Annotated in this window: 25 protein-coding genes and 1 riboswitch; of the genes, 8 read left to right on the forward strand and 17 right to left on the reverse strand. The window is 38.4% G+C overall.

Annotated features, from left to right (window positions below; all coding sequences use genetic code 11):
- Nucleotides 1-19: 19 nt before the first annotated feature.
- Nucleotides 20-121, reverse strand: a riboswitch (purine riboswitch).
- A 31-nt stretch (nt 122-152) separates the two neighbouring features.
- From F9U64_RS14630 to F9U64_RS14645, 4 genes are all read right to left on the reverse strand, one after another.
- A complete protein-coding gene (locus tag F9U64_RS14630) occupies nt 153-2,360 on the reverse strand; it encodes a DUF4129 domain-containing transglutaminase family protein (RefSeq protein WP_153405129.1) in 2,208 nt (735 codons plus the stop codon).
- Nucleotides 2,357-3,628 (reverse strand): DUF58 domain-containing protein, encoded by a 1,272-nt coding sequence (locus F9U64_RS14635; RefSeq protein WP_153405132.1) that lies wholly within the window; start codon nt 3,626-3,628, stop codon nt 2,357-2,359. Before F9U64_RS14635 ends, F9U64_RS14630 begins: the two co-directional genes overlap by 4 nt.
- Nucleotides 3,625-4,578, reverse strand: coding sequence for an AAA family ATPase (locus tag F9U64_RS14640; protein WP_153405135.1), 954 nt, complete (start codon nt 4,576-4,578; stop codon nt 3,625-3,627). Before F9U64_RS14640 ends, F9U64_RS14635 begins: the two co-directional genes overlap by 4 nt.
- A 348-nt stretch (nt 4,579-4,926) precedes the next feature.
- Entirely contained in the window at nt 4,927-6,294 is a 1,368-nt protein-coding gene (locus tag F9U64_RS14645) for a TrkH family potassium uptake protein (protein WP_153405137.1), read from the reverse strand.
- Between the two features lie 313 nt (nt 6,295-6,607).
- Between F9U64_RS14645 and F9U64_RS14650 the strand changes: the two genes are divergently transcribed.
- Together F9U64_RS14650 and F9U64_RS14655 are read left to right on the forward strand one after the other, a co-directional pair.
- The gene (locus tag F9U64_RS14650; RefSeq protein WP_153405255.1) at nt 6,608-7,393 is read left to right on the forward strand and encodes an ion transporter; all 786 of its coding nucleotides are present in this window, start codon (nt 6,608-6,610) and stop codon (nt 7,391-7,393) included.
- Nucleotides 7,394-7,597: 204 nt separating this feature from the next.
- Nucleotides 7,598-8,248: a thioredoxin domain-containing protein gene (locus tag F9U64_RS14655; RefSeq protein WP_153405140.1), complete on the forward strand. Its 651-nt coding sequence runs from the start codon at nt 7,598-7,600 to the stop codon at nt 8,246-8,248.
- 3 nt (nt 8,249-8,251) lie between these two features.
- Here F9U64_RS14655 and F9U64_RS14660 read toward each other — a convergent pair whose 3' ends face one another.
- From F9U64_RS14660 to F9U64_RS14675, 4 genes are all read right to left on the reverse strand, one after another.
- Nucleotides 8,252-8,926 (reverse strand): uracil-DNA glycosylase, encoded by a 675-nt coding sequence (locus tag F9U64_RS14660; protein WP_153405143.1) that lies wholly within the window; start codon nt 8,924-8,926, stop codon nt 8,252-8,254.
- Between the two features lie 6 nt (nt 8,927-8,932).
- The gene (rbsK, locus tag F9U64_RS14665; RefSeq protein ID WP_153405146.1) at nt 8,933-9,802 is read right to left on the reverse strand and encodes a ribokinase; all 870 of its coding nucleotides are present in this window, start codon (nt 9,800-9,802) and stop codon (nt 8,933-8,935) included.
- 12 nt (nt 9,803-9,814) lie between these two features.
- Nucleotides 9,815-10,744, reverse strand: coding sequence for a nucleoside hydrolase (locus F9U64_RS14670; protein ID WP_153405149.1), 930 nt, complete (start codon nt 10,742-10,744; stop codon nt 9,815-9,817).
- A gap of 78 nt (nt 10,745-10,822) precedes the next feature.
- Nucleotides 10,823-11,149: a winged helix-turn-helix transcriptional regulator gene (locus F9U64_RS14675; RefSeq protein ID WP_153405152.1), complete on the reverse strand. Its 327-nt coding sequence runs from the start codon at nt 11,147-11,149 to the stop codon at nt 10,823-10,825.
- 138 nt (nt 11,150-11,287) lie between these two features.
- On the opposite strand from F9U64_RS14675, the gene F9U64_RS14680 reads away from it, so the two are divergent.
- Nucleotides 11,288-11,818, forward strand: coding sequence for a YceI family protein (locus tag F9U64_RS14680; protein WP_153405155.1), 531 nt, complete (start codon nt 11,288-11,290; stop codon nt 11,816-11,818).
- 37 nt (nt 11,819-11,855) lie between these two features.
- On the opposite strand, the gene F9U64_RS14685 is transcribed toward F9U64_RS14680, so the two are convergent.
- From F9U64_RS14685 to F9U64_RS14695, 3 genes are all read right to left on the reverse strand, one after another.
- Nucleotides 11,856-12,821 (reverse strand): LacI family DNA-binding transcriptional regulator, encoded by a 966-nt coding sequence (locus F9U64_RS14685; RefSeq protein ID WP_153405158.1) that lies wholly within the window; start codon nt 12,819-12,821, stop codon nt 11,856-11,858.
- Between the two features lie 226 nt (nt 12,822-13,047).
- Complete coding sequence (locus tag F9U64_RS14690; protein ID WP_153405161.1) at nt 13,048-13,809, reverse strand: DUF817 domain-containing protein; 762 nt, start codon at nt 13,807-13,809, stop codon at nt 13,048-13,050.
- A 1-nt stretch (nt 13,810) separates the two neighbouring features.
- Nucleotides 13,811-14,170 (reverse strand): nuclear transport factor 2 family protein, encoded by a 360-nt coding sequence (locus F9U64_RS14695; RefSeq protein ID WP_153405164.1) that lies wholly within the window; start codon nt 14,168-14,170, stop codon nt 13,811-13,813.
- An 82-nt stretch (nt 14,171-14,252) separates the two neighbouring features.
- Here F9U64_RS14695 and F9U64_RS14700 point away from each other — a divergent pair, with 82 nt between their 5' ends.
- Nucleotides 14,253-15,191, forward strand: a complete 939-nt coding sequence (locus F9U64_RS14700) for a nuclease-related domain-containing protein (RefSeq protein WP_194287392.1) — start codon at nt 14,253-14,255, stop codon at nt 15,189-15,191.
- Between the two features lie 26 nt (nt 15,192-15,217).
- Here F9U64_RS14700 and F9U64_RS14705 read toward each other — a convergent pair whose 3' ends face one another.
- Nucleotides 15,218-15,619 (reverse strand): hypothetical protein, encoded by a 402-nt coding sequence (locus F9U64_RS14705; RefSeq protein WP_153405170.1) that lies wholly within the window; start codon nt 15,617-15,619, stop codon nt 15,218-15,220.
- A 143-nt stretch (nt 15,620-15,762) separates the two neighbouring features.
- Here F9U64_RS14705 and nrdD point away from each other — a divergent pair, with 143 nt between their 5' ends.
- Both nrdD and F9U64_RS14715 read left to right on the forward strand, forming a co-directional pair.
- Nucleotides 15,763-17,703, forward strand: a complete 1,941-nt coding sequence (gene nrdD, locus F9U64_RS14710) for an anaerobic ribonucleoside-triphosphate reductase (RefSeq protein ID WP_153405173.1) — start codon at nt 15,763-15,765, stop codon at nt 17,701-17,703.
- The gene (locus F9U64_RS14715; RefSeq protein WP_153405175.1) at nt 17,700-18,356 is read left to right on the forward strand and encodes a 4Fe-4S cluster-binding domain-containing protein; all 657 of its coding nucleotides are present in this window, start codon (nt 17,700-17,702) and stop codon (nt 18,354-18,356) included. The genes nrdD and F9U64_RS14715 overlap by 4 nt, the downstream gene beginning before the upstream one ends.
- A 38-nt stretch (nt 18,357-18,394) precedes the next feature.
- On the opposite strand, the gene F9U64_RS14720 is transcribed toward F9U64_RS14715, so the two are convergent.
- The 5 genes from F9U64_RS14720 to F9U64_RS14740 form a co-directional block, all read right to left on the reverse strand.
- Complete coding sequence (locus F9U64_RS14720; RefSeq protein ID WP_153405177.1) at nt 18,395-19,807, reverse strand: sensor histidine kinase; 1,413 nt, start codon at nt 19,805-19,807, stop codon at nt 18,395-18,397.
- Complete coding sequence (locus F9U64_RS14725; RefSeq protein ID WP_153405180.1) at nt 19,794-20,471, reverse strand: response regulator transcription factor; 678 nt, start codon at nt 20,469-20,471, stop codon at nt 19,794-19,796. The genes F9U64_RS14720 and F9U64_RS14725 overlap by 14 nt, the downstream gene beginning before the upstream one ends.
- Nucleotides 20,472-20,612: 141 nt before the next feature.
- Nucleotides 20,613-22,730 carry a carbohydrate-binding domain-containing protein gene (locus F9U64_RS14730; RefSeq protein ID WP_194287393.1) on the reverse strand — a complete coding sequence of 706 codons (2,118 nt, stop codon included), beginning with the start codon at nt 22,728-22,730 and terminating at the stop codon, nt 20,613-20,615.
- Between the two features lie 17 nt (nt 22,731-22,747).
- Nucleotides 22,748-23,437 (reverse strand): DUF4956 domain-containing protein, encoded by a 690-nt coding sequence (locus F9U64_RS14735; protein WP_153405186.1) that lies wholly within the window; start codon nt 23,435-23,437, stop codon nt 22,748-22,750.
- Between the two features lie 15 nt (nt 23,438-23,452).
- Nucleotides 23,453-24,154, reverse strand: a complete 702-nt coding sequence (locus F9U64_RS14740; protein ID WP_153405189.1) for a polyphosphate polymerase domain-containing protein — start codon at nt 24,152-24,154, stop codon at nt 23,453-23,455.
- 293 nt (nt 24,155-24,447) lie between these two features.
- Here F9U64_RS14740 and F9U64_RS14745 point away from each other — a divergent pair, with 293 nt between their 5' ends.
- Nucleotides 24,448-24,714, forward strand: a complete 267-nt coding sequence (locus F9U64_RS14745; protein ID WP_153405192.1) for a CD3324 family protein — start codon at nt 24,448-24,450, stop codon at nt 24,712-24,714.
- A gap of 91 nt (nt 24,715-24,805) precedes the next feature.
- Entirely contained in the window at nt 24,806-25,441 is a 636-nt protein-coding gene (locus F9U64_RS14750) for a FusB/FusC family EF-G-binding protein (protein ID WP_153405194.1), read from the forward strand.
- Nucleotides 25,442-25,780 lie beyond the last annotated feature (339 nt).

The following is a 25,780-nucleotide window of genomic DNA, read 5'->3' on the forward strand; positions in this document are numbered from 1 at the left end:
AGAAAGAAAGGCAGAAATCACGATAGACCCCCACCCTCATAGACCGAACATTTAAGGTGTTCAGGTAGATACATCTGGGCCCTATTCCCAAACTTATATGAAGGTCAACAGATGATAATTTCATCTTATTCTATCAATCGACGTTTTTTTGGTCAAGCAAATATTTGATCCATGATTTTCTGAACAAGCCGACGCAGTTTATCTTTATCCACTTTCTCATCAGATCCGCGATACAAGTATTGTTCATATATTAACGTTAATTCCATCATTTCATTTATGCCCATTTTTTCATCAATCAACCGTGCATATTGACGTAGTGTCTGGCCTTTATTCCTGTGAAAACCTCTTCTGGCCAAAACATCTAATACATATAAGTAGCTCTTATCAAGCTCCATTCGCTTGGCAATATTTCCCCATTTCCGTTTGTCATACCAATCCCTGATTTCCTTTCGTTTCCAAAAGATCAGAATGAATGCTGCAGCGATCAGGATAGCAAAACCAATAAGCCAGATTAGCCCATTATTATTTTCCTGATCATTTCCAGTTGAAGTTTCACTATTTTCTTCTTGCGCTGTTTCTACGTTTTCTGTTTCTTGCTGTGCTGGATCTTCTGCCAATTCTTCTTCCACAGCCTCTTCAGGTACTTCAGGCGTTAATGCTTCACCAGATGTTTCCTGGTAGAATTCAGTTGGATTAGTAAAACCGCTTGTTGGTTCAAATGGTACCCAGCCAACTTCCGGAAAATAAACTTCTACCCATGAATGGGCATTATTGTTTGTTATTTCATATAAATTATAACCATCAGGCAGGTTTTCCTGGTCAGGCTGCAAATTACCTCCAGTAAATCCTTTTACCCATCGTGCTGGTATATCTAAAGAGCGTAACATGACAACCATCGATGTGGAGAAGTTATCGCAATAGCCAACCATTGTTTCGAACAGAAACTGATCAACATAATCTTCGCCTTGTTCAGGAACAGAAACATCCTCTGTTTGATACGTATACCCATTACTGCCAAAATACCCTTCGATCGCTTTTGCCTTTTCATATCTTGTCTGTTCTTCTTTTACAATTTCTGCAGCTAAATCATGTACTCGCTGCGGCAAAGTCTCAGGCAATTGAAGATACTGGTTCCTTATATAATCTGGATCACTTCCGCTTACCTGATTCAGCTGATCGATATTAAATGAAGGGTCTTCATACAATATATTGAATGATTGGCTAATTAAGTTTTGTTCTCCCGCTTCCACTTCCATCATCCCTGACTCCATATCCTGGAATAGGTTGACGCCCGTCGGTGTTACAATAAAGCTGGATCCATAGGGAATTGGGACTTTAGACAAATTACTTTCCGGTGCATAACGAAGGGATGCTTCTGATTGTGTTGTCTCCACTTCAGTAAAGGAAAAAGTTTCGAATTCTATTCTGCTTGCCCTTATCGGGTCATAATCTAATTCAGTTGACCTTTCCCATCCTTTTCCTGTATAAACATCCTTTGACTCAATCCGCCAATATAACCTTTCTTTGGCATATGCCTCAAACACGGGTGTGTCATCTTTGATAAAGGAACCACCTAATTTGGAGTCATTTTCGCCATAACCGACCCTCTGGAAAGAAGTGCCTTCACCGAATCCGACATGTCCTGCGGTGCTTTGAAGAAACGGGACAGGGTCTGGCCATTGCGGATTAAGCTTTGGTGCAAATAATCCTACCCCCACAACAACTAGCACCATTAGTGATACAGGCACCATCCATTTAAAAAAGTTTTGCTTATTCCTCTCGATCGGAACCCCTAAGTGCTGCAGCTGCATGTAGCGGCTAAGACCTAATGCAATAAATGCAATGAGAACAGTCCGGACAATCGCCGTAGTTGCAACATACACCGTAAATGTGTCCAATATTGCCAAATAGAAGATTGTCAGTACGACAAAAAGGAAAAATTTATTCGCGATCAGAAACCAGTAATGCAGTAAATAACTCATTAACCATAACAAAATAAAAAACAGGAAACTTCTAAATAAAGGAGACATCTCTGTCCAGTTCGCCTGCTGAATTATCTGGAGATTGTATTGCAGCTCCATTGATAACTGTGCGATCCATTCCCCGCTGAACAGAAACCCTGTCAAAAACAAATAATCTATGACAAGAATTAAACCAATTCCTTTAAAAATAAACTTCAGCCAGCCGTTTTTAAAGAAAAAAGAAATCGCAAAACAAAAAGCCGTATAGATAATAAATACATGCATACTTCCTGTATCTGTGATTTGCTCTAAAGGTCTCAGCCATTCCCAAAACAATACAAACCCTGCTGTAATAATAATTAATGAGGAGAGGGAAAAGGAATATTTTGTATTATTCATTTAGCTGCACTCACCTCCCATTTCTCTTTCACTAAATCTGCCTCCGTAATTGTCTGAACTGCAATATCTTTCAATTCCAGCTGTTGTATCATTCGTTGATTTTCCAGTGTTAACTGTTTTTCTGAAGAAATGTAACAAACGAATAATTGATAAGCCAGCTTCTTTTTCGCGATCAAACTGTTTACCAATTCTGCGTCTAAACAGGTAACAATCGTTAAGATGAGTGTTCCTTTAGGGAGGTAATGCACAGTCTGCTGGAGCTTGCCAGAAATATTTGATTGTTCTCCCTGTTTAATCGTAGCTAAATAATTCTGGACACTGGCAAATTGGGACTGAATCTGCTGAGAGGTAAAATGTTTCTCCTGCTCTGCAAAAACATGGAGAGTTATATGCTGCCCTTTTGATCTCATTCTGCTTAAAATCGATAAGCAAAGCTCAATTGCAGCTTCAAATGACATTGGCAAAAGCTGTTTCCCGTTATTCACTGGTAATAGAACTGCTATATGCGCATCCTTTTCTTGCTCAAATTCTTTTGTCATCACTGTATTTTTTCTCGCCGTTGTTTTCCAGTCTATCCACGAAAAACGATCTCCTGGTATATACTCCCGAACTCCTGATACAACGTTTGTTAATCTTTCATCATACATATTAGCAGGATTGCTCCCCTCTTCTAAGCTGTTTGTTCTCAGCTGCCATTTAATCTCATGAATGGCAGGATACACCACCACATGAGAATCCAGGTTTAGATTAAACTCACTTGATACGAGCCCGAATGGATCTCCAGTTGATAGTTTGATTGTGGTAAAGTCATGCTTACCACGAGGTAAATGATCCAATTTAAATGAAACACTAAACTCTTTTCTAAAATAGGGAAAAAGAATCTTCTTCAATGTGCGATTTTCACGATAATAGGACTGATCCGCCATATACTGATATTTCTTATCTCCAATATCCTTATACTTTAGGGATGCAGGACATGATTCTTCAACCATGACATAAAAAAGAGGAAAATGCGTTTTACGCTTGATGTTAATCTTTAATTCTACTGAACTGCCTGCATCAACATAGCTTGCAGACAGGTCCCTTTCCACCCGCCAATATTTGAATGGATAGAAAGGAATGATAAGCATATAAACAAGAATCGGTGTAATACTGTAAAAAAGAAACCAGCTGAGAAACCCTCCCTGGAACATTGCAAAGGAAAAAAGAATACCGATAAACAAACACAATTGAATGACTCTGCCTAAATGTTGTGCTGTCCTCTTCATCCATGCAGTTCCTTTCGAACAGGTATATCAACTTTTTCCACAATTTCTGCCAGCAGCTTCTCTTGTGTCATTCCATCATATCTGGCTTCCGGCCTTAGGATAATCCGGTGGGTTAACACAAATGGTGCAAGGAACAGGACATCATCAGGAATGACATAATCCCGATTATGAATAAAAGCATAGGCTTTGGCTGCACGCATCAATGCGATAGAGCCGCGGGGACTGACTCCCAGCTGTACATAGTTATTTTTCCTTGTACCTGAAGCAATCTGAACAATCAATTGTTTTACTGATTGATCGATATAAACATCTTCAATCACTGCTTGCATTTCAAGGAGCTGATTCTTATCAATAACAGGATAAATTTGGTCAATTGGATGCTTTCGATCTGTTCGGTTTAACATTTCCAATTCATCTGTCTCATTTGGATATCCCATACTTAACTTCATAATAAACCGGTCAAGCTGTGCTTCCGGTAACGGATAAGTTCCTTCATAGTCTACCGGATTCTGTGTTGCCATGACGAAGAATGGTTTGTTTAATGATTTTGTGACACCGTCAACCGTTACATTCATTTCTTCCATTGCTTCTAACAGTGCTGACTGCGTTTTAGGTGAGGTACGGTTAATTTCGTCAGCTAACACAATATCACCAAAAATTGGTCCCTCTCTAAATTCAAAGACCATATCTTTCGGATTGTATATGGAAACACCTGTTACATCTGATGGAAGCAAATCAGGAGTAAACTGAATCCGCTTGAAATCACAATTAAGGGATTTGGCAAGTGCACGAACAAGCATCGTTTTTCCGACACCTGGTACATCTTCTAATAATACATGCCCATCTGCTAAAAGAGCTACTAGGCTTAATGTTGCTTCACGTTCTTTCCCGATAATTACTTTTTGTATATTATCAAGGATTTCATTTACTTGTATGTGATACTTTGTCATTTCGTGGCCTCCATCTCTATTATGCTGGTATAGTGATCTCGGTGTCTTAACTATATTTTTTTACTACAAATCTGCTATCTATCATTCTACCCTTAGCATACCATTCTCATACAATTTTTAGAAGAAGGAAGCTTATTGAAATGATAAGAAAATTAATCTATTAATGGAAGAAAAGCCAGCAATAACAAATTGGAGTTCTGTTGGAAGAAAAAGATGATGGAACATAGCAAAGATAGCTAATCAAAAAACCGAACAATAAATACACAAATGTGTCACTCACTAATGTACTAATTTAGATACTGCTAGCTCACCGCTGAAGAAAAAAACCTCTTAGACGGCGCTAAGAGGTTATCCGATAATGACACGTTCTTTCGGGTAATGAAATTTATCCTGGCTTGCATCTCCGCGTACAAGAAACAGGAAGGAGAAAATACCGATTCTTCCGATAAACATGAGACACATGATCAGGCATTTTCCGAATGTTGATAAATCTGGTGTGATTCCCATCGACAAACCTGTTGTTCCAAATGCCGATGAAACTTCAAATACAATTTGAATCAGGGAAAAGTTCTCTGTGTATGATAAAACAATCACAGAAGAAACACACAACATTAAAGCAGTGGAGATGACAATAAAGGAACGCAGAATGTCTTCCTGGTCAAGCTCCCTGCCAAATACTTTTACACTGGAATTTCCTTTCGCATAATTCCAGATTGTCAATAGCATAATGGCAAATGTTGTTGTTCGAATCCCCCCGCCGACACTGCTTGGTGAAGCTCCAATAAACATTAATGTACTTATCAGAAATAATGTTGGCAGAGAGAACTCTGAGACATCCATTGTTGATAAGCCCCCGCTTCTGGAAGTAACCGACTGAAACAGACTATAGAAAAAAGTCTCATGCCAGCTTTTGTTTGCGAAGAAATTATTGTGCTCAAGGACATAAATTAGAACCGCTCCAACGATAACTAACCAGAAAAAGGTGATCGTGGTTATTTTGGTAAATAAGGTAAATTTATGACGATCATTAATACCATATTTTTTCCCTTGTAATACTTCTTGTACTTCTACTAAGACTGGAAAGCCAATTGCTCCAAGAATGATTAAAACCATATGGATAAATTGGACAAAATAATCATCAGCAAACGGTATTAAGGAAGCACCTGTAATATCCAGCCCTCCATTTGTTGTAGCACTGATTGATGCAAATATACCATGATGAAGAGCTTCCTGAAACGTATCATAATAGTTCAGAAAGTGTAAGGATAATACAATCGCACCAATCAGTTCGATTAAAAGAATAATTTTAAATATCTCTAACATCAGCTTCACTAAGCCTGCTAATGTTTTACTATTTTGGTCAACCATAATTAATTTACGGTTTCTGATTCCGATTTTTTTCCCAAGGAGAACCCAGATAAATGTCCCCATTGTCATAATCCCAATACCGCCCAAATGCAATATGACGGCAATAGCTATTTGACCAGCTGAATTAAAAGTGTCGGAAATTGATACAACTGTTAATCCTGTCACACTGATGGAAGTAACAGCAGTAAACATAGCTTCAATAAAGGACAGCTCGACACCTGGCTTATGGAAAACTGGTAAACTAACGATAATGGTTGAGATAATAACAGCTAAAAAGTAATAGGTAACGATAAGATGAATCGTTGACCATTGTTTAAATATTTTATTCCAAATTTCCCGGATCTTCATTCTGATAATTCTCCCTCAATTTATTGAAACTAGTCGATAGTTTACCATATTCGTGATAAATAAGCATCACTTTCTCCTAAAGTTGTAAAAGGAATTAACATATGTTTAAAACAAGGAGATGAAACTTGCAGAATTAGAAAAAATTATAGATGATTTATTTATAATAAGCGAGACTTTGATCAGTTGGAAGTTCTGATCACTCGGAACATTAGCGAAACTTGGTTAGATAAATTTGTTTTTCTAGTAGTTTCAATTTACAATATTTTTAGTAGTTTATTCGTATTTTACAATGTAAAGGAGAAAATTAAATTTGATGGAAATGTTGAGAAAATTTGTGATGGATACTCGGTTTAACCGGTTTATTACTGGGCTTATTATTATTAATGCCATATTAATCGGGATAGAGACCTACCCTGGTGTCTATTCCAACAATTACACACTGTTCTTTACTTTGGATGTAATCATCCTCGCTATTTTCACTATAGAAGTACTTTTGAAAATAGCCGTCCTAAGGAAAGGATTCTTCCATAACTTCTGGAATATTTTCGATCTCATCATCGTACTAGGCAGCGTTATTTTATACAGCACACCATTCGTAAGTGTATTACGGATCTTCCGCGTTCTTCGTGTGTTCCGTACAATTTCCACTGTTCCTACCTTACGACGGATCGTTACAGCTCTTTTTATGGCTATTCCGACAATAAGCAGTGTTCTTCTTATTATGGCCATTATATTTTATGTCTATGCTATTTTAGGGACCAGTTTTTATCGTGAAATCTCGCCTGAATATTTTGGTGACATTTTCTTAAGCTCTGTTACCTTATTCCAGATATTCACGTTAGAATCATGGGCTAGCGGAATATTCCGGCCGATTTTTGAGCAATCTCCTTCCTCATGGTTTTACTTTATATCATTTATTATTATCACAACCTTCATTATGATCAATTTAATCGTAGGGGAAATTGTTAATAATGCCCAGAAATTATCAGAAAACATTGAAGAAGAATCAGATGAAATCAAACGTGAAATCCATGAAATAAGTGCATTGAGAAAAGAGATAGAAGAAGTGAAACAATTACTATTAGAAAAAAATAAATAGACTATGCAAGCATAAGGCATCTGCTCAGCAACATATTGACCGGACCCTGAGCGTGAAATCAGGAGTCCGGGACATAAGTTCGGGTTTTAGTGCAGGTTATTTCCGTCCCCTTTTCTCTTAATTTTAGGCTGTTGTGTTATGCAATCTAACTAACAGATACATATACTTTGAGTATAAACACATATCCTGAAGGAGGTTCGGTAGTTGAGTATATTAAAAAATCAACTGAATCAGTCTATCACAGTGTATTTCGCTGAACAGAAACTGGATGGAATCCTTATAGAAGCAGGAAGCGATATTCTCCTGATCTATAAAAATAATGAATTCATCTATATACCTGTCGCACATATTCAGCAAATAAAAAAATGCAATGATGGCAGAATTACACCCGAACTGGATTTGCCTGGTCATATGAAAGAATTATCATTAAGGAAAGTATTAATAAATGCAAAAGGAATTTTTACAGAGATTGTTGTTTCCTCAGCTCAATCCATTCATGGGTATATAACGAATGTACTAAATGATTATTTCGTTTTTTATTCGCCTGTTTATAAGACAATGTTTATTCCGCTCCATCACTTGAAATGGTTAATTCCATACAAAGAAAACGAGATACCTTACGGGTTAGCCCAGGAACAACTGCCACTTCACCCAAGCACGATGAATCTTTCCAGAACACTTGAAATTCAATTACAGAAGCTACTTGGGAAGATAGTTATCATCGATCTTGGCACAAAACCCGACCACATTGGCAAATTAAAGAACATTTATCCAACAATGATGGAATTGGTATCAGCAAGACAGGAACCAGTCTTCCTCCCTCTAAACCATATCGGATCCATTCACTTTTCCTAGCATTCATTCAATTTGCCAATCAATTGGTTCTTTCCCCACTTCTTGTAGAATTTCATTTGTTTTCGAAAAAGGTTTGCTCCCAAAGAACCCACGGTGGGCTGATAACGGACTAGGGTGTGGTGACTTGATAATAAAATGTTTGGATGTATCAATTAGAGCCTGCTTTTTTTGCGCAGCAGCTCCCCACAGAATGTAAACAACAGGATCTGTTTTATCATTTAAACTGACAATAACTTGATTAGTAAACTGTTCCCAGCCCTTTCCGCGATGAGAATGGGCCTGTCCTGCTCTGACGGTAAGAACATTATTTAATAAAAGCACACCTTGTTCTGCCCATTTTTTTAAGTAACCGTGATCAGGGATCGAACAGCCCAAATCCTCTGCCAGTTCTTTGTAAATATTTCTCAGTGATGGAGGAATGTCCACTTCTGGTTTAACAGAGAAACTAAGACCATGCGCCTGATCCGGTCCGTGATAAGGGTCTTGTCCTAATATCACTACTTTCACATCAGCATAGGATGTGTAATTGAGGGCATTAAATATATCATACATATTTGGATAGATCGTATATTGCTGATACTCTTTTTTTAAGAATTCGCGTAATTGCTTATAATATTCTTTATCAAATTCCTGTTCAAGTACATTAGCCCAATCATTTTTCAATACTTCTTTTGACATGTTATCTCAACCTTTTTTTAAAAATTGATCTACTTCTTCTGCTGTCGGCATTCCTGATTGCGCTCCCAGTTTCTGAACGGATAACGCAGCTGCAGCATTAGCAAAGGTCAATGCCTCACGCAATGAGGAGCCTTGCGCTAATTGTGCAGCAAGCGCACCATTAAATGTATCACCGGCACCTGTTGTATCAAGCACTTCTACTTGATGACCAGGGATATTTGTCTTTATACCCGCTTCAATAAATTCTACTCCTGCTTCACCTTTGGTTATCATCATTTTTTCTTCATATTCATCCCCAAAAAGTTGCGCTCTCTCTGACTCATTTGGAGTAATATAAGTTGCCTTCTCCCATGCTTCATCTGATAGTTGCATTGCTGGTGCAGGATTCACAATTACCGGAATATTATTTTCAGAACACATCGCCAGACAATACTCAATAGTTTCCTTAGGTATTTCGAATTGAATGACAACAATTTCGCTGTCAAGGATCTGTTCTTTATGCGTGGAAACAAAAGCAGGCGTAACATGTTCATTAGCCCCAGAAATAAAAATAATCCGGTTATCTTTTTCAGTTAGTATGATATTCGCAAGACCAGAGGATGTCTCGGGAATGGTAGAAACAGAATCAACATTAATCTTTTCTTTTTGCAATACAGTTAGAAGTTCTTCGCCAAAGGCATCGTCACCAACACAGCCGATCATCTGAACATCCGCACCTAACCTGGCAGCAGCTACTGCCTGATTCGCACCTTTACCGCCTGGTTGTGTCTCAAACGTTGTGCCACGTACGGTTTCTCCCTTTTCGGGAAAAATTTCTGTTGATGTTACCAGATCCATATTGATACTGCCAATTACCGTAATTTTTGGTTTTTTCACAATCCCACCACCTTAATTTCCATAAGAAGCAATTGCATTTTTAAATAATGACCAGAATCTATTTTCATCAAGACCTGTTGCTACACAGACATTCGGCTCTTTTCCTGTCACTCTGTCACGATCAATCACCGTCATCCCATAGGTATGTTCTCCTTTGGTTTCTATGTCGATATGAAGATGTTCGAAAGAAAAAATGGCAGGATCCATTAAGTGGGCAACGGTACAAGCATCATGAACAGGCCCGCCATTAAAATCAAAATGATCTTTATATGCTTTGATGAAAAATATAAACAGCTCTGCAATAAAATCAGCTACAGGATGATCCATTTCTTTTAGTTCTGTAACGGTTTTATCTGTTGCTAATACTTGATGAGTGATATCCAGACCAAACATGCGGACAGGCACACCACTCTCAAAAACTACCTTTGCTGCTTCAGCGTCAACATAAATATTAAACTCTGCTGCAGGCGTCCAGTTCCCATAAGATCCCCCGCCCATCAACACAATCTCTTCAATGTTATCTTTTATTTTTGGTTCTTTTATTAATGCAAGCGCAATGTTTGTTAATGGGCCTGTCAGGACAAGTGTCAGCTTCTCATTTGCTGTTAACAGTTTATCAATAATAAGGTCAACTGCATGTTGATTGATAGCTTTTCTCTCAGGTGTTGCAGGCAAATTTGGTCCGTCTAATCCGGATTCTCCATGAATTTCTTCCGCTATCTCAGGTTGTTTCACGAGAGGCCGAACTGCCCCTTGCGCAACAGGGACATCTAATCCAATAATATCGCAGACTTTTAATGCGTTTAATGTGTTCTTTTCCACCTCAACATTTCCAGCTACTGTGGTGATCGCTTCGATTGTGAGCGGACTGATTGCAGATGCTGCCAGAATGATGGCAACTGCATCATCATGCCCGGGATCACAGTCCAGAATGATTTTCATAATGGTGTCCTCCTCTTTTTCTATTATTTTAACATAGAAAAAAAGCGAAGAAATAATCTCCGCTTTTCACTGTACTAGCTATTTAGCTGATGACTCTCCATCCATCCAGCCTTCCGCCCATTGTTGAATACTCTTAATTACAGGTTCTAATGCGCGGCCTTTCTCTGTCAAACTGTACTCTATTCTTACAGGGGTTTCATTATAAACCTCTCGTTTCACTATTCCGGACTTTTCCAGGTCTTTTAAACGTTCAGACAAAACTCTTCCGCTGATCCCAATTACTGACTCTATAGTAGAGAAGCGCTGTGCTCCTTCTAATAACTGAAAAATAATTAAACCAGTCCACCGTTTATTTAATATATCTAAAGCTGATTCAAATCTTGGGCATATCGTCTTATCGCTCATCACTTTCACCTCTTTGTATACATTATAGCAGAAATTTTTACAGAAATAAAATAACTAATTTACTTGACGTAACTAAATAATTTTTGTACACTTAGTTACATAAAGTAAGTTATTTATTTTTTGGGAGGAATATTAATTATGGCAAACGCAAAATTAGATAAAGTACACAGTGCATTGAATTTTCAAGTAAAACATATGATGGTTTCTAAAGCTAAAGGAGAATTCCAAGATTTCGATGTAGATTTCAATGGAGATTTCGACAGCCTGGAAAATGCTGATGTAACAGTAACAATAAAAGTAGCATCTATTGAAACAAACAACCCAGACCGTAATGGTCACTTGTTATCAGGAGACTTCTTTGATGCAGAAAATCATCCAAACATCACTTTCCAAAGCAAGTCTGTGAAAAAAGTCAGCGATTCTGAATTTGAAGTAACTGGCGATCTGACAATTAAAGGTGAAACAAACGAAGAAACATTCAACGTTGAATATAACGGGAAAGCGAAAGACCCAATGAGCGGAAACATCGTAGCAGGTGTTGATGTGGAAGGTAAAATCAACCGTGAAGAGTATGGTTTAACTTGGAATGCTGCTCTTGAAACTGGCGGAGTACTTATCGGGAAAGATATTAAACTAAGTGGTTCGTTTGAATTTGCTATTGAAGATTAATATAGTATAAGCCAACGCAATGAGTGCGTTGGCTTTTTTACACTGTTTTTCTTTCAATTAATGTGACTTCCAGTTCTTCATGTCTGATAGGATATTTCCCAATCGCTTGCAAAAATAATTTCTCGCCCATTTGAACAAGCGGGACTTCAAATGTGGTAATATCCAGCATTTTAGCACTTGGCTGATTATCAAATGCTATGATTGCTAACTCATCAGGAACGTTAATCCCCACTTTTTCACCGGCTGTTAATATACCTGCAGCCACCCCATCGCTTGTAACCAAAAGTGCTGTCGGAGGATTTTTCATAGAAACAATCTTACTTACAATCTCATGGCCATCTTCAAAGAAGAAATTATCTGTGAACACATAACTGCTGTCATATGATAACTCCTTCTCTTCAAGAAATTCCTTGTATGCTTTTTTTCGATAATAAGAATTAGCACCAGATTCCCTTCCGGTACAATAGCCAATTTTACGATGACCGTGATTGTATAAATATTGTAAGGCACGAAAGATAACCTGATAATGATCTAAATACACGGAAGAAATCAATTGATTATTTGTTGCATTTTCACAAACAACAATTTCCCCATATGGTACATAGGCCTCCACTTCTTGCATTTCAGCAATTCTTGAAGTAATAATCAATCCATCTATTTGTTTATGCTTTAACATATTCAGTGCTTCTTGTTCGCGTTCTTTTTCATAATTCGTTTGGATTAACACAAAATGAAAATGGTGTTTAACTGCTTGGTTTGCAATTCCTTCAATAAGTAAACCAAAAAAAGGATTGGTAGCAAATGGCACAACGACTCCGATCATTTGTGATTTCCCTTTACTTAACTGAACCGCCTTCATATTTATTTGATAATTCGTCTTCTTCATAACTTCTAAAACGTGATTCCTTTTCTCCTCACTTACATAAGGATGGTTATTGATAACTCTAGACACTGTTGTAACAGAAACACCTGCCATTTTTGCTATATCACGAATGTTTGTCATTTTTTCACCTAAATTCAGAAAGAGTTCTTGCTCTGAAACGCGTTCCATGCTCTATGATTCACTCAAAGGGGGCATTTCTTATGGATATAGTAATCGGAATCGTTGTCTGGTTGTTCATGTGCAGTAGTATTCTATATTTTAGTAAGCTGGCTTCTAAGGAAAAAGAACCGCATAAGGTCGAAAGTTATGTTGATTTTTTGAAATAGCAGGATGAAGAATCGTTCCATTAAGTGAGCGATTCTCTGTTTCTGCCTTTGATATGTTTCAGCATTGCGACAATAAGAAAACTGACGATGACAAGCAGCAGCCATGAACTAATTTTGCTGAAATGAACAAGCTGCCATGTATCAGATTGATTCGGATATTGCCACGCTCCAAAGAATGTTGCGATATTTTCCGCAATCCAGATAAAAAAGCCGATTAGCAGAAAGGAAAGGACAACAGGCATTTGATAGATTTTTTCGTTAACCTTATAGTAAACAATTGTCCGAATAAATAAAAGAACTGTCGCAGCTTTTAATACCCAGCGGAAATCATAAATAAAATGATGGGTAAAAAAATTAAAATAAATGGCCGCACTTAATATCGCTACAGACCATGTCGGCGGCCAGTGTGCCAGCTTCACATCCATCCTCCGCCAAGCCTGACAGAGGTAGCTTGCAACACTTGCATACATAAAGCCGCTATATAACGGAACACCAAACACTTTACTCCATGCTTCTTCCGGATAGCTCCATGAACCCATATGTACTTTGTAAATCTCTAACGCTAAGCCAATCACGTGAAAAACACAGATTACTTTGAGTTCGTCCAACGTTTCCAGTTTGGTGATTAACATAATGACTTGTGTAATGATACACACAAGCAGGATCCAGTCATAGCGATTAGTTAGTTCAATCATTTGTGTGATTGCCAATGTTGAGAAAATTACAACAGCAAACAGACATGACTTCGCCTGTTCGACCCCAAATGTCCAGAGCTGCTTCATCTTATACCTCTAAAACATAGCTAATAATCTCTTTTATTTTCCCATCTTTATGCTTGTTAAGACGATAAATATCACAAAAGCTGTAGTGACGCTGTTCGCCATCACGATTAGTAGAATGGATGAGTCCATTTACTGCCGCTTCTTTCCCATGGGTAATCATATGCTCAATTTCCAGCTCAAACTTGTTATCATTTTCCATTCCTGCTAACGCCTCTTTCAGTGCGTCTATTCCTTTGATCGTATCTGTCCCGACCATTCTCCAAACAATATCATCCGTCACACTTGCTAAAATTATATCGGTAGTTCCTTTTACAAATGCTTCATTAAATTCTCGAAATAAGATTTGATTCTGTGATTCCATTTTTCCCACTCCTTTTTTTGCTTTCAGTATATCATATCATTTTCCTATGTTATAATATGGGAAAAAGATTGGAGAGATATTGTTGATTTTAAAACCTCCCGCTAAAACTCCCCACCTGTCTTATTTAGAAGCATTGCAAGACCGCATCCTCCATCCCGATCCCGACCTGAGTGAAGCATACGGCAGAGAACTTGCTGGTTTTCTCGGAGAATCAAGCCTGCCTTATTACATCGATCTCACTTCCCTTCCTTCCCATTATGATCTCTATGGATTAAGACTTAAACATCAGGAGAATTTTTTTCAAATAGACAGTTTACTTTTATTCCGGAATTTTCTGTTAATTCTGGAAGCGAAGCATCTGAAAGGAAAATTGCTGGTTAATGATGCTGATCAATTAGTTCAAATGAAAGATTCAGATCAGGAAAATGTGTATGATCATCCTTTGCTGCAAGCAGAATTACAAAAACAGCAACTGACCTCTTTATTGAAGCAATTAGGTTACCCGCCTATTCCAATTCACACATTAGCCTCCTTCACCCACAAAAAAGCACACCTGACCTTCAAACATCAGGATATGATCCCTTCACAACAAATACCATTTCGCTTAAAGCAAATTTCCGGGCAGTACCGAGATTCAGTCATGTCCATGGATCAACTGCTCGGTTTAGGGAAACAGCTGATATCTTTGCATCGAGAGAGAAAATATGAATATGTTAAAGACTATCGGACGATTAGGAGAGGGGTGTTTTGTGGGAAGTGTAAGGCTGTTGTAATGAAGAGAATCTATGGGTCGTGGATTTGTCCTAAATGCAGAGAAAAAGATCCATTAGCCCATATACCAGCATTAATTGATTTCTATTATTTATTTGGCAGTAAAGTTAATAACAAGTCAGCTAGATGGTTCCTGAATGTGGATTCTGTATATACTTCCTATAGGATTTTAAACAGTCTCAACCTTCCAGCTAGCGGAAAAACGAAATTTAGAACTTATGATCTTAGTTCTTTAATCGAGAAAAGATAGAAGCGGTTTGTGCTTCTATCTTTTTTTCAGTTCCTGATTTTTCTTGCGACTTTCCGCTTTCTTCTTGCGACTTTCCGCTCTCTTCTTGCGACTTTCCGCTTTCTTCTTGCGACTTCCCTGCTCCTTCTTGCGACTTCCGCTCTCTTCTTGCGACTTCCGCTCTCCTTCTTGCGACTTCCGCTCTCCTTCTTGCGACTTCTGCTCTCCTTCTTGCGACTTCCGCTCTCTTCTTGCGACTTTCCTGCTTCTTCTTGCGACTTCCGCTCTCTTCTTGCGACTTCCGCTCTCTTTTTGCGACTTTCCTGCTTCTTCTTGCGACTTCCGCTCTCCTTCTTGCGACTTCCGCTCTCCTTCTTGCGACTTCCGCTCTCCTTCTTGCGACTCCCGCTCTCTTCTTGCGACTGCACCTTCTCCTTATCGGGACGCACCTGCCACTTCTTGCTACTTCCTACTTCATTCTATCCTTTCGCCTACTACATCTAATAAAAACTATATATAGTGATCAAAATCACATACAAACACAACATATTGATTTAAACTCTATTCATCACCAAAAAAGGAGAGTTACCAAATGTTCCAAAATTCTGAGCAAATTATAAAAAAATTCACCTCCCAATCAGAAGATAAGAAAGCTGATTATCTAAAAAGAGAAAACAGTAATTATGTTTACTCTCTGCCCCTCCTGAGACATAACCTCAACAATCATGCAGAGGAGCAATTTTTATTCCAACATGTGCTTCCTCCTAGAATAAAAGAACTCTACGATGAAGGAATCGTTTATGTTCACGATAAGCAGCTTGCTCCTTATTGTGTGTCAATCAGTTGCCTTGATATTGCAATGAAGGGAATTCCGACTATTGCAAAAAATATGATCACATCGAAACCGACAAAGAGGTTATCTACCTTATTAAGACATTTCAGCAATGTTGTCACACTTATCTCCCAACAGGTTTCTGGCGCTGTTATGCTTGCACAGCTATCAACTGTTGCTGCTTCTTATCTCCACACTGAGGCGTTGCATCACTTTACATACGAAAAAGATGAGCTTAAGCAGATGTTCCAAAGTCTTATCTGGGAATTAAATATGCCGCTAAGGTCAGGGGCGCAAAGCAGTTTTTCCAATATCACACTGGAATTCGGCAAACCTTCTGAGGAAATAAATGAGGAGTATGTCGTTATTGGCGGGGAGCCTCAATCATTCAAATATAAAGATATTCCTGGTGAGTATTTTGACAAGATTAATCAGGCGATTATTGATGTAATGAGTGAAGGGACTGGCAGTGATGGTATTCCATTCACTTTTCCTTTATTAACTGTGCAAATCGACGATACATTCAATTATCAGAATACGATTTTTCTTGAGCTGCTTGACAAAATGTATAACTGGGGCGGTGTCTATTTTGAGAATTTCAAGACACAGCCATTTGAAGATCCATATTATAAGCAACTGAACCCACTAATCCAGGCGAAAGACCCTGAAGTTAGCAGAAGCCTGTGCTGTCGTCTTCAAATTAATCTGGAGACATTATCAAAAGCGGGCGGCGGGATTTTTGGATCATCCACAGGTTCAACCGGTGCTGTGCAAGTCTTGAATTTAAATATGAACCGGATCTTAATGGAATTCGGACACGACCTCTCCCTTGCTAAACAAAAAATGAAAGAATACATGGAAGTAATGCAAGAAGCACATATGGCAAAACGCCAGTGGATTGAGCAAAACAAAGAACTGTATCCGACATTTTTCTCTTATAATCATAATCTGAAAAACTATTTTAATGTGTTTGCTGTGACCGGCATGCATGAAGGGTTGATGAATCTCGGGCTTAAGAGCGGGATAAAAGATCAACAGGGAAAACTCCTAGCACATGAATTAATGCAATATATGACAGAAATAGTGAACAGTTTTATCGTCCGCGACAAAGTGGCGTGTGGCATTGAGTATGCCCCAGCCGAGAATGCAGCAATTAAACTGGCCAGACATGACAAAAAGTGGGCGGAAGAAAATGGCCGCAGCATCATTACACAGGGAGAAGGAGAGAATCCTTATCTAACAAGCGGCTGTATGACGCCATTTTCAGAGGAAGACTTTCTAGCACAATTAGAAAACAGTGCCGAATTTCAAGGATATGCGACATCAGGCAGTGTGCTCCATCATTTCCTTGAGGCAAAAGTAGCACCAGAGCGGCTTGCTCAGTATATTGATCGAATTTTTCAAAAGCCGATTAACTATATTACATTAACACCAACGATCACTTCATGTATGGATTGCGGCCAAAAAATCATTGCAGAGGATGCGAAAAATATTCACACATGTCCCTCATGCGAATCATCTGATATTGCGACATTCAGTCGTGTGATCGGATATTTAAAAATGATTGCCAGAAATAATATTGAAGTAAATGACAAGGGATATTATCAAGGGAAGTATAATTTCTGGTCAAAAGCACGGAGACATGACTGGAATGAGAGAAAACGACTGAAAGAAAAAGAATTAAGGACGAGTTCATATTGAAATTTTACAATAACTTTATCCGCACCTTTCATGACTTACCGGACCATACAACATTACTGGTCCATTCCCTGTCTGGATGCCCGCTTCACTGTTATGGCTGTCACAACTATGAAGAAATTGTCGCAAACACACCGAAACAATATAAAACAGAACAAGATCTCCTGGATTACTTAAATAAAAGCGGCTTTTTATTTGATGCGATTATGTTTAGCGGCGGGGAATTTCTAATCAACAAGACAAGTGAAATTAAACCGTTATTACAGCAAGTCCGCACTGTATTCAGCGGGAAAATCATTGTAACAACATGTGGTGTCTATCCAGAAAAGATCAAGCAATTATATGAAGAAAACTTGGCTGACGGAATCCATATTGATATGAAGCTGCCTTATCATTTATTAGATGTGGAAGAAGATAAACAAATTTTCCAGGATATTATGGGCATCACACCGAATGAAAAACTTTTGGGAAAGTTGCTTGAAAGTATTGATACTGTATTAAAACACAATTCAGCCCTAGACCAGGTAAGGACAGTAAAATATCCCATTTTAGCAGATAGCTTTTTTAACGAAATCAGAGACTATATCCAAGCAAAGAAAAGTTATTATCAGTGCGAGAATGTTCCCTATTTTCTTAATGACTTTTTCTCCAAGTAAAATGCAAAATGGCTGTCCGATTAAAGGACAGCCTTTAACTATTTTTTCTTAGGAAGGATAAGACGAAAAGTTGTGCCTGTTTTATCACTATTCATTAATAATAAATCACCACCAAGGACTTGGGCGATCATTTTGCTAAACGGCAAGCCGAGACCTAACCCACCGACCTTATATTTCTTGTTGGTTCCACGGTAAAAACGCTCGAAAACAAATGGCTGGTCCTCTTCTTCAATTCCTGTACCATTATCGCTTACATCAATCTGAATGTGATCCTTCTCCACCACAACCTCAACCAGAATTTGTCCATCATTGTCGATAGCTTGCTTGGCATTATTCAGCAAGTTCGTCAAAATCTGTTGAAAACGTACAGGGTCCACATCGATTTCCTGATCACCTTGAAGTAAACTCATTTCGATCTGGACAGGCTCATTCATTTGTGATTTTTCCCATAAATTGACTGATTCTTTCATTAATTCATTAACTAAATAACTATCGAGTGTAACAGGTACCCCACCTGCAGCAAATGTATTAAAAGCAAGCAGATCTTCCACCATTTTCTTGACTTTTTCAGTCTCTTTAATAGAGATTTCGAGAAATTCTTTTGCTTCTTCCCCTTCCACAACGCCATCATTAATTGCACCCAATAAGCCGCTGATTGAGGTAACAGGAGTTTTTAGCTCATGAGACACACCTGCCAACAGTTCTGTTCTTAATGCTTCCAGTCTCTCTAATTTATCTGCCATTTCTTTAAATGACTGAATCAATGTATCGACTTCTTCTTCTTTTGCTTGATTGGAAAGCTCAATTTGATAATTGCCCTCTTCAATTTGCTTAGCAGCACTAGCTACTTCTTTTATCGGCTTCGCTAATCGACCAGCTAAAATATAAATCGCAATCCAGCCTAGGATAAGTAAGCTGACAATCATAATCGTTAATTGGCCATAAGCCTGGTCCACATGTGCTAATTTTGCTTTGTACTCGACATACAAGACCCAGCCTACATTTGTTTCACCATCTTCAATCGGTTTTTTTATAACATAAAAATCTCCCGCTTCGTTATGAATCCTTTGCACTTCTTGTTCATTTTCGATAAAAGACGGCTCAATTTGCTGGTTTTCCAGCATTTCTCTTAAATTATCATACATGATTCTGCCATCTGTATCGGTGATATAGATACTTGGTTTGCCCTCCATATCAATAAATCTTCCTTCACCTTCCAGGAATCTGTGCATTTCCATAGCTGGTGGAAGATTGTCTTCATCCATATTCGCAATTCTTCTTGCTGTTTCTTCTGCCATAAATTCCATTACCTGCAGCCGGTTTTCTAATGTTGTATGCTTAATCCATAAGGCAGATACTACTGCAACTAATGCTAAACCAATAATTAATGTCAGCAAAAATCTGGAGGTCCAATATCGCTGTAATGGTATTTTCCGATTATTTTTGAACACTTAACTGATACCCCACTCCTCGAAGTGTTTTAATTTCACCTTCTGTTACTGGCCAGTCACCTAACGCTTTTCGTAAACGTTTAATGGATAAATCCACTGCCCTGTCACTTCCATCATAATCCCAGCCCCATACATGTTCAATTAACTGTTCTCTCGTAAAGGTCTTATTAGGATTTTCCGATAAAAAAAGTAATAACGCTAAGTCTCTTGGTGTTAATTCAATTTCCCTTTGAAAAAGACTTACCCGATGTGCTTCTAAATCAATTTGCAATTGACCAAATTGCTTGATATGTTGATCGCCTTTTTCATACCTGCGTAAAACTGCACGTACTCTTGCAATCACTTCATCACCAATAAAAGGTTTGGCAATATAGTCATCAGCACCGTTATTTAACCCATCCAGGCGATAATTTACATCACTTAAAGCTGTTAACATAATCACAGGACAATCACTCTTTTTCCTGATTTCTTTCAAAACATGCCAGCCGTCTCTTCCTGGCAGCATGACATCTAACAAAACGAGTGCCGGATTCATTTGATCAAATTTTTCTAGGGCAGTTTCACCGTCCAGCGCTATGTCTGTTTCAAAATTGGCTTTTTTCAAATATGCTTGTAATACTTTGCTTATCGCCAGCTCATCTTCTACAATCAGAATTTTACTCATTGTTTACAATCTCCAATTCATTTTATCCTCACATTTTACCATAGAAATATGTCAGAATGATGTTAACAAACAAGCAGTCTCCCTTTCTTAACTCCTATGCGAAAAAGACGTCCCCCGTTCAAGGAAACGTCCTTTCATTATTTATTCTGCCTGTCTCTGCATACCTCTGCCAAAACCGCCCTGCCTGTTTTCTGATTGCTCTGTTACCCCAGATTCATTGACATATGTCATCATATTCTCCATGGTAAAATCAACATTCACTGTTCCACCCTCATATGCTGCATTTTCATATAATCCATTACTGTTCTCACCAGTTAATGTGCCGCCTGATGAAAGGCTATAATTCTCACCTTGTTTCAGCAGAGGGGAACTAATGACAATTGTCTGAAATTCTTTTTCCGGCGTAATTGCAATCACTTCTTCACCATTACTGTCTTTTACATAAACAGAGGTACCGGCTTCTTGCATTTCTGAAAACGTCATCATCATCGTTGCCTGAGCGGATGTATCAGATACACCTTCAGCCATGCCGCTGCTTCCTGCAGCAATAAGTGTACCGCCTTCGATGTCAAAAGATTCGTTATAATCAAGTGCACCATTTCCGCCATTTGTTGGACCATACACCAGGACAGTTCCACCTGTCATCGTTGCTGTCGTATTGGAGTCTAATCCATCCCCATTGGCGTTCACATAAATATAACCACCTTCAATTAACAACTCACCACTTTCTTCTGTTGCTGCAGTATCTGCAGTTTCTTCCTCTTCTGCAGTTGAGTCAGCAGCATCCATATCCATTCGTGCCATACCAAATCCATCACTGCCGCCGCTCACATTAAATCCATCATCTTCAGAAGTCACATAGATAGTTCCATCTGATACGGCGATATCTGTTCCTTCTATACCTTCCAAACTTTTATTAATGGTGACAGAACCGCCAGTAATAGTTACCTTCCCATCAGCATGAAGTCCGTCATCGCCTGTCGATACATCTAATGTACCTGCAGTTATGCTAACATCTAAATCACTGTGAATAGCATCATCATTGGAATCTATGGAAATTGTGCCACCAAAAATGGATAACTCATTTACTGCCTTGATTCCTTTTGTACTTGGAGTGCTTTCCTCTGATGATGCAGACTCTGTGGCATCTGCGGAAGTTACCTCCGCGGAATCGGATTGTGTTCCATTCTCGAGTTCTGATTGTTGCTCTGTTCCTTCTGTTTGATCAGAAGGAAATTCTGGTACTTGTGGCCTTTCCCCTTCTTCAAATCCTTCTGGCGGTGTCATTTGTTCCCCTGATGGTAATTCAGGCGGCCCTTCTCCTGCTGGTATATCGCCTGGGGCAAAGTTCCCTCTGCCGCCAAAACCACCACCCATAGTTTCCTGGGCTTCGATGACATCAGGGCTTCCATCACCTGCTGTAATGGTATATTCACCATCAATAACAGTAACCGTATTTTCTGACTGTATCCCGTCTCCAGCCGAATCTATTGTTAGTGAACCACTTTCTAATACAATATTACCTTTTTCTGCATCAGAATCATTGCTGGATTTTACTCCATCACCTTCTGCATTAATCGTAAGATCAGCATCTCTCAGTGCGAAAAGATCTCTGCCGACAATCCCGTCGTCTATTGCATTGATGGTTATTGTCCCGCCAGTAATTTTCAAATCATCTCTTCCTGTTATTCCATCATTAAAATTACCGTCTACTGTCAGGTTGCCTCCACCATTTATCGTTAAATCATCTTTACTGTAAATGGCGGCAGAAGGCTCATCTGTTTTTTCATCTGGATATATATACTCTAGGGCATCTGACAAATAATTATCTGTACCTTCTTCTATCGAAATAACCGTTTTATCCGCTTGCTTCACATAGATTGGAGCAGTTGTTTGTGATTCAATGGAAGCACCGTTAAGTACAAGACGAACCGTCCCAGCGTCTTCTGCATCTATGACAACTTGGCCATCAGTTAAAGTCCCTGCAAATACATAGGTCCCTGTAGTATGAATTTCAATCTGATTTTCATTAATAACAACACTATTGTTATCATCCATTGTAATCGAGGTGCCATCTAAATAAATATTGGTTACATCTGCCTCATCCCAAGCTGAGTAAGTATCGTCTGCATCATATGAGACGATATTGCTTGTTACATCAATTTCCTTTGTTGCTGCGTCATTACTGCATCCACTTAAAATATACGCAAAAATAAGAATTAGGCTGAGAAATAGAATGCATCTCTTATTATGTTTCATCATGTTATCTCTCCTTATTATGCAGTAAAATTACCATCATAGCTCAACATGACTGCTGATTGTACACCATCAATATGTGAGACTTTTGAAGGGATTTGTGCATCATTTTCTTTTACCCGTACTTCAAAAGTTACTTCTATCTCGCTATCTTGCATAATCGATTTAGATTTTAGACAAACACGCTTTGCATAAGACTTGATTAGCTGCTCAATTTCTTCTCCAACCGAATCTCCCGTATATTTAACCACTAATAAATATGGATTTTCCACTCTAATTTTGTTGGCGAACAGGATAATAACAAGGCCTATGATAATCGAACCGATTGCCGCTAATAAAATGAAGCCAGCGCCACTAAGAATACCGGCAATAACCGACCAGAATAAGTAAACTAAATCCATCGGGTCTTTAATTGGTGTACGAAAACGAACGATCGACAATGCTCCAACCATACCTAGTGATAACAGAACATTTTGACTAATCCCCATGATGACAAGTGATGTGGCCATTGTCATGATTACCAGTGAGATATTAAAGGAATGGGAATAAATCACTCCATTAAAAGTTTTCTTATAAATAAGATAGATAAACAATCCGACAATAAACGATACACCTAATCCTAGTAATGCATCGATAATGGAGAAAGATGTTGTATTCTCCAAAAAGCTTGATTTAAAAATATCTGTAAAATTTGTTGTTTCTGTATTCATTTTTTCTCCTCTTTCCTAGATATACATTCTGCTTAATTGATATTTGGAATATGCTTCCTGTCTTGTGTCTGAAAGCTGTAGTAAATGTTTTATTACCTCAGGCAAATACTCATCATACTTCACTTCTAAAATGACTAAATGATCTTCTAATACATCAACCATCGGTAAGTCTTTTTGAAACATGTTCGTATTTCTGATGCTTGTCTGAATCTTCAAATCAAAAGTAACCCGAACATTGCCATATGGATAAATATACGGCTCCCTCACATAATCAACCACTGTCATTGGTCTGATCTGATGATGATGCATTTCGAAATATAAATCTCTCATCAGTGGACGCGGATCCTCCTCCATCCAGCTAATCTCACCAACGCGCATTTTTTCATATTCCTTTCGCGTTATTTCACATTTTGATTTAAACGTAAGATTATTTCTTTTACTCTTTCTTTCAAGATTGATTATCTGGTCACTTTTTCCGTATATTCTGACACGATACTTATCTCGGTCTAAATAGCCTTCTTTTTTCTCTGTTAAAACTTTATTATCGAAATTATCGAAATAAGTTGATCGAATATAATATTTGCCTTCCCTATTCGCATTGGGATCTGCTTGCATAAAGTGTCGTAATTTATTGCTTAATACTTTATATTCCGCAATAGAGACAGCATGTTTCATTTCTTGCCTTCCTTTTGGGTTGAACGAACTTTGGATTGGCATTCTGTCTTCCTCCTCTCGCTTACAAGTTATACTTTATAAAAGAAATGCGTCAGGAATGTGTCAAGTAAATTTCTTGTTAACTTTTACATAAAAACTCCACATTTTTGCGGAAATAATTTATAATGTGATGCAAATGGAGGTGTTCGGTATGGCAATTAATCTTTCATTGCCAGAGTTATTGGTAACCCATGCAAAGCCTGGTAACTAAGGCGATACTTTGTATGGGAGATAGTCAATATCGCCTGTTCTCAGGCTTTGCCCTTATAGAAAAAATATAAGGAGCTGGGCCAAGCATGAAATATATGAAGGCAACAGAAGTGCTGCCAGAAGATTTACTGGAAAGATTACAAGACTATATTCAAGGGGAAATGCTCTATATTCCCAAAAAGGAAACTGCTCGCAGCAAATGGGGAACGCGGTCTGGAAATCGTCAGTATTATGATGAAAGAAATAAACAGATTACAGGAGCATTCCAAAACGGAAGCAAGCTGGAAGACTTAGCGGAAGAGTATCATCTATCAATAGAGACAATTAAGAAAATTGTTTATAATAAAAAATAATGAAGCTATGGCAGGAATAGTTCATACCCATTCTTGCCATAGCTTTTTAGTGCTGGTCTGTTACAATAGATAATTGGAAGGAGTGCTGAAGATGGAAGCATTTATACACGCAGATCACTATCATTTTATCCAGGAACAAGGACGTTCGATTGTACAAGCGAAAGTGCAATCTACTGACAAGGGTGTTGTCCAGGCAGTACGAGAAATGGCATTGGAGAAAATAGCCAATAAATTAAGTGACTTAAATGATGAGCAGAAACAATTATTAATAGATATGAAGCTGATTGAGGATAAAGAAGGTTTAGAAAGTTTTCTTGGAAAACTAAAGCCGTATGTTATCCCATTTCCTGCAGTGTCTGAGAAAACAGTGGAGAAGGCATTTCCTAAAGTAAAAAAACTGAAGCAGCCTGATCTCGAAGACTACGATTTGCAAGAAACTGTTTACCTTCGCTGGGAAGATCTTGGCACGAACAGAACGTATATGTTAATCCCAAAACAAGGTAAGCTTGTTGGTGTATCAGGCTTTTTAGAAACATCTGTCCATAAAGGAATCTGTACCATTTGCGGCGGCCTGAGTGAGGTTTCCCTTTTTACTGTAGAAAAGAAAGGGCGAATCCGGGGAACTTACTCCAAAAAGGGAAATTACATTTGTAAAGATGAATCAGCATGTAATCATAATATAAAAGACATAGACAAACTGCATGCCTTCTTAGATAACTTGCAATAAAACTCATCTGAAACTGATTCTGCATTGTATGTCATCAAGTTGATAGCTCGCTTTATTCTTCATTCCACAGCTTGGCATGCGCTGGGTTGATGTTTAAACGGGCTTTATTCTTCACATCCCTGCTTAGCATCCACTCATTTGATGTTTAAACACATTTTATTCTTCATTCCGCTGCTTAGCATGCACTGGGTTGATGTTTAAGCAGGTTTTATTCTTCATCCCCCTGCTTAGCATCCACTCATTTGATGTTTAAACGCATTTTATTCTTCATTCCGCTGCTTAACATGTGCCGGGTTGATGTTTAAACGCGCTTTATTCTTCATCCCCCTGCTTAGCATC

It is taken from the genome of Gracilibacillus oryzae (genome assembly GCF_009498735.1).
Taxonomy (GTDB): domain Bacteria; phylum Bacillota; class Bacilli; order Bacillales; family Amphibacillaceae; genus Gracilibacillus; species Gracilibacillus oryzae.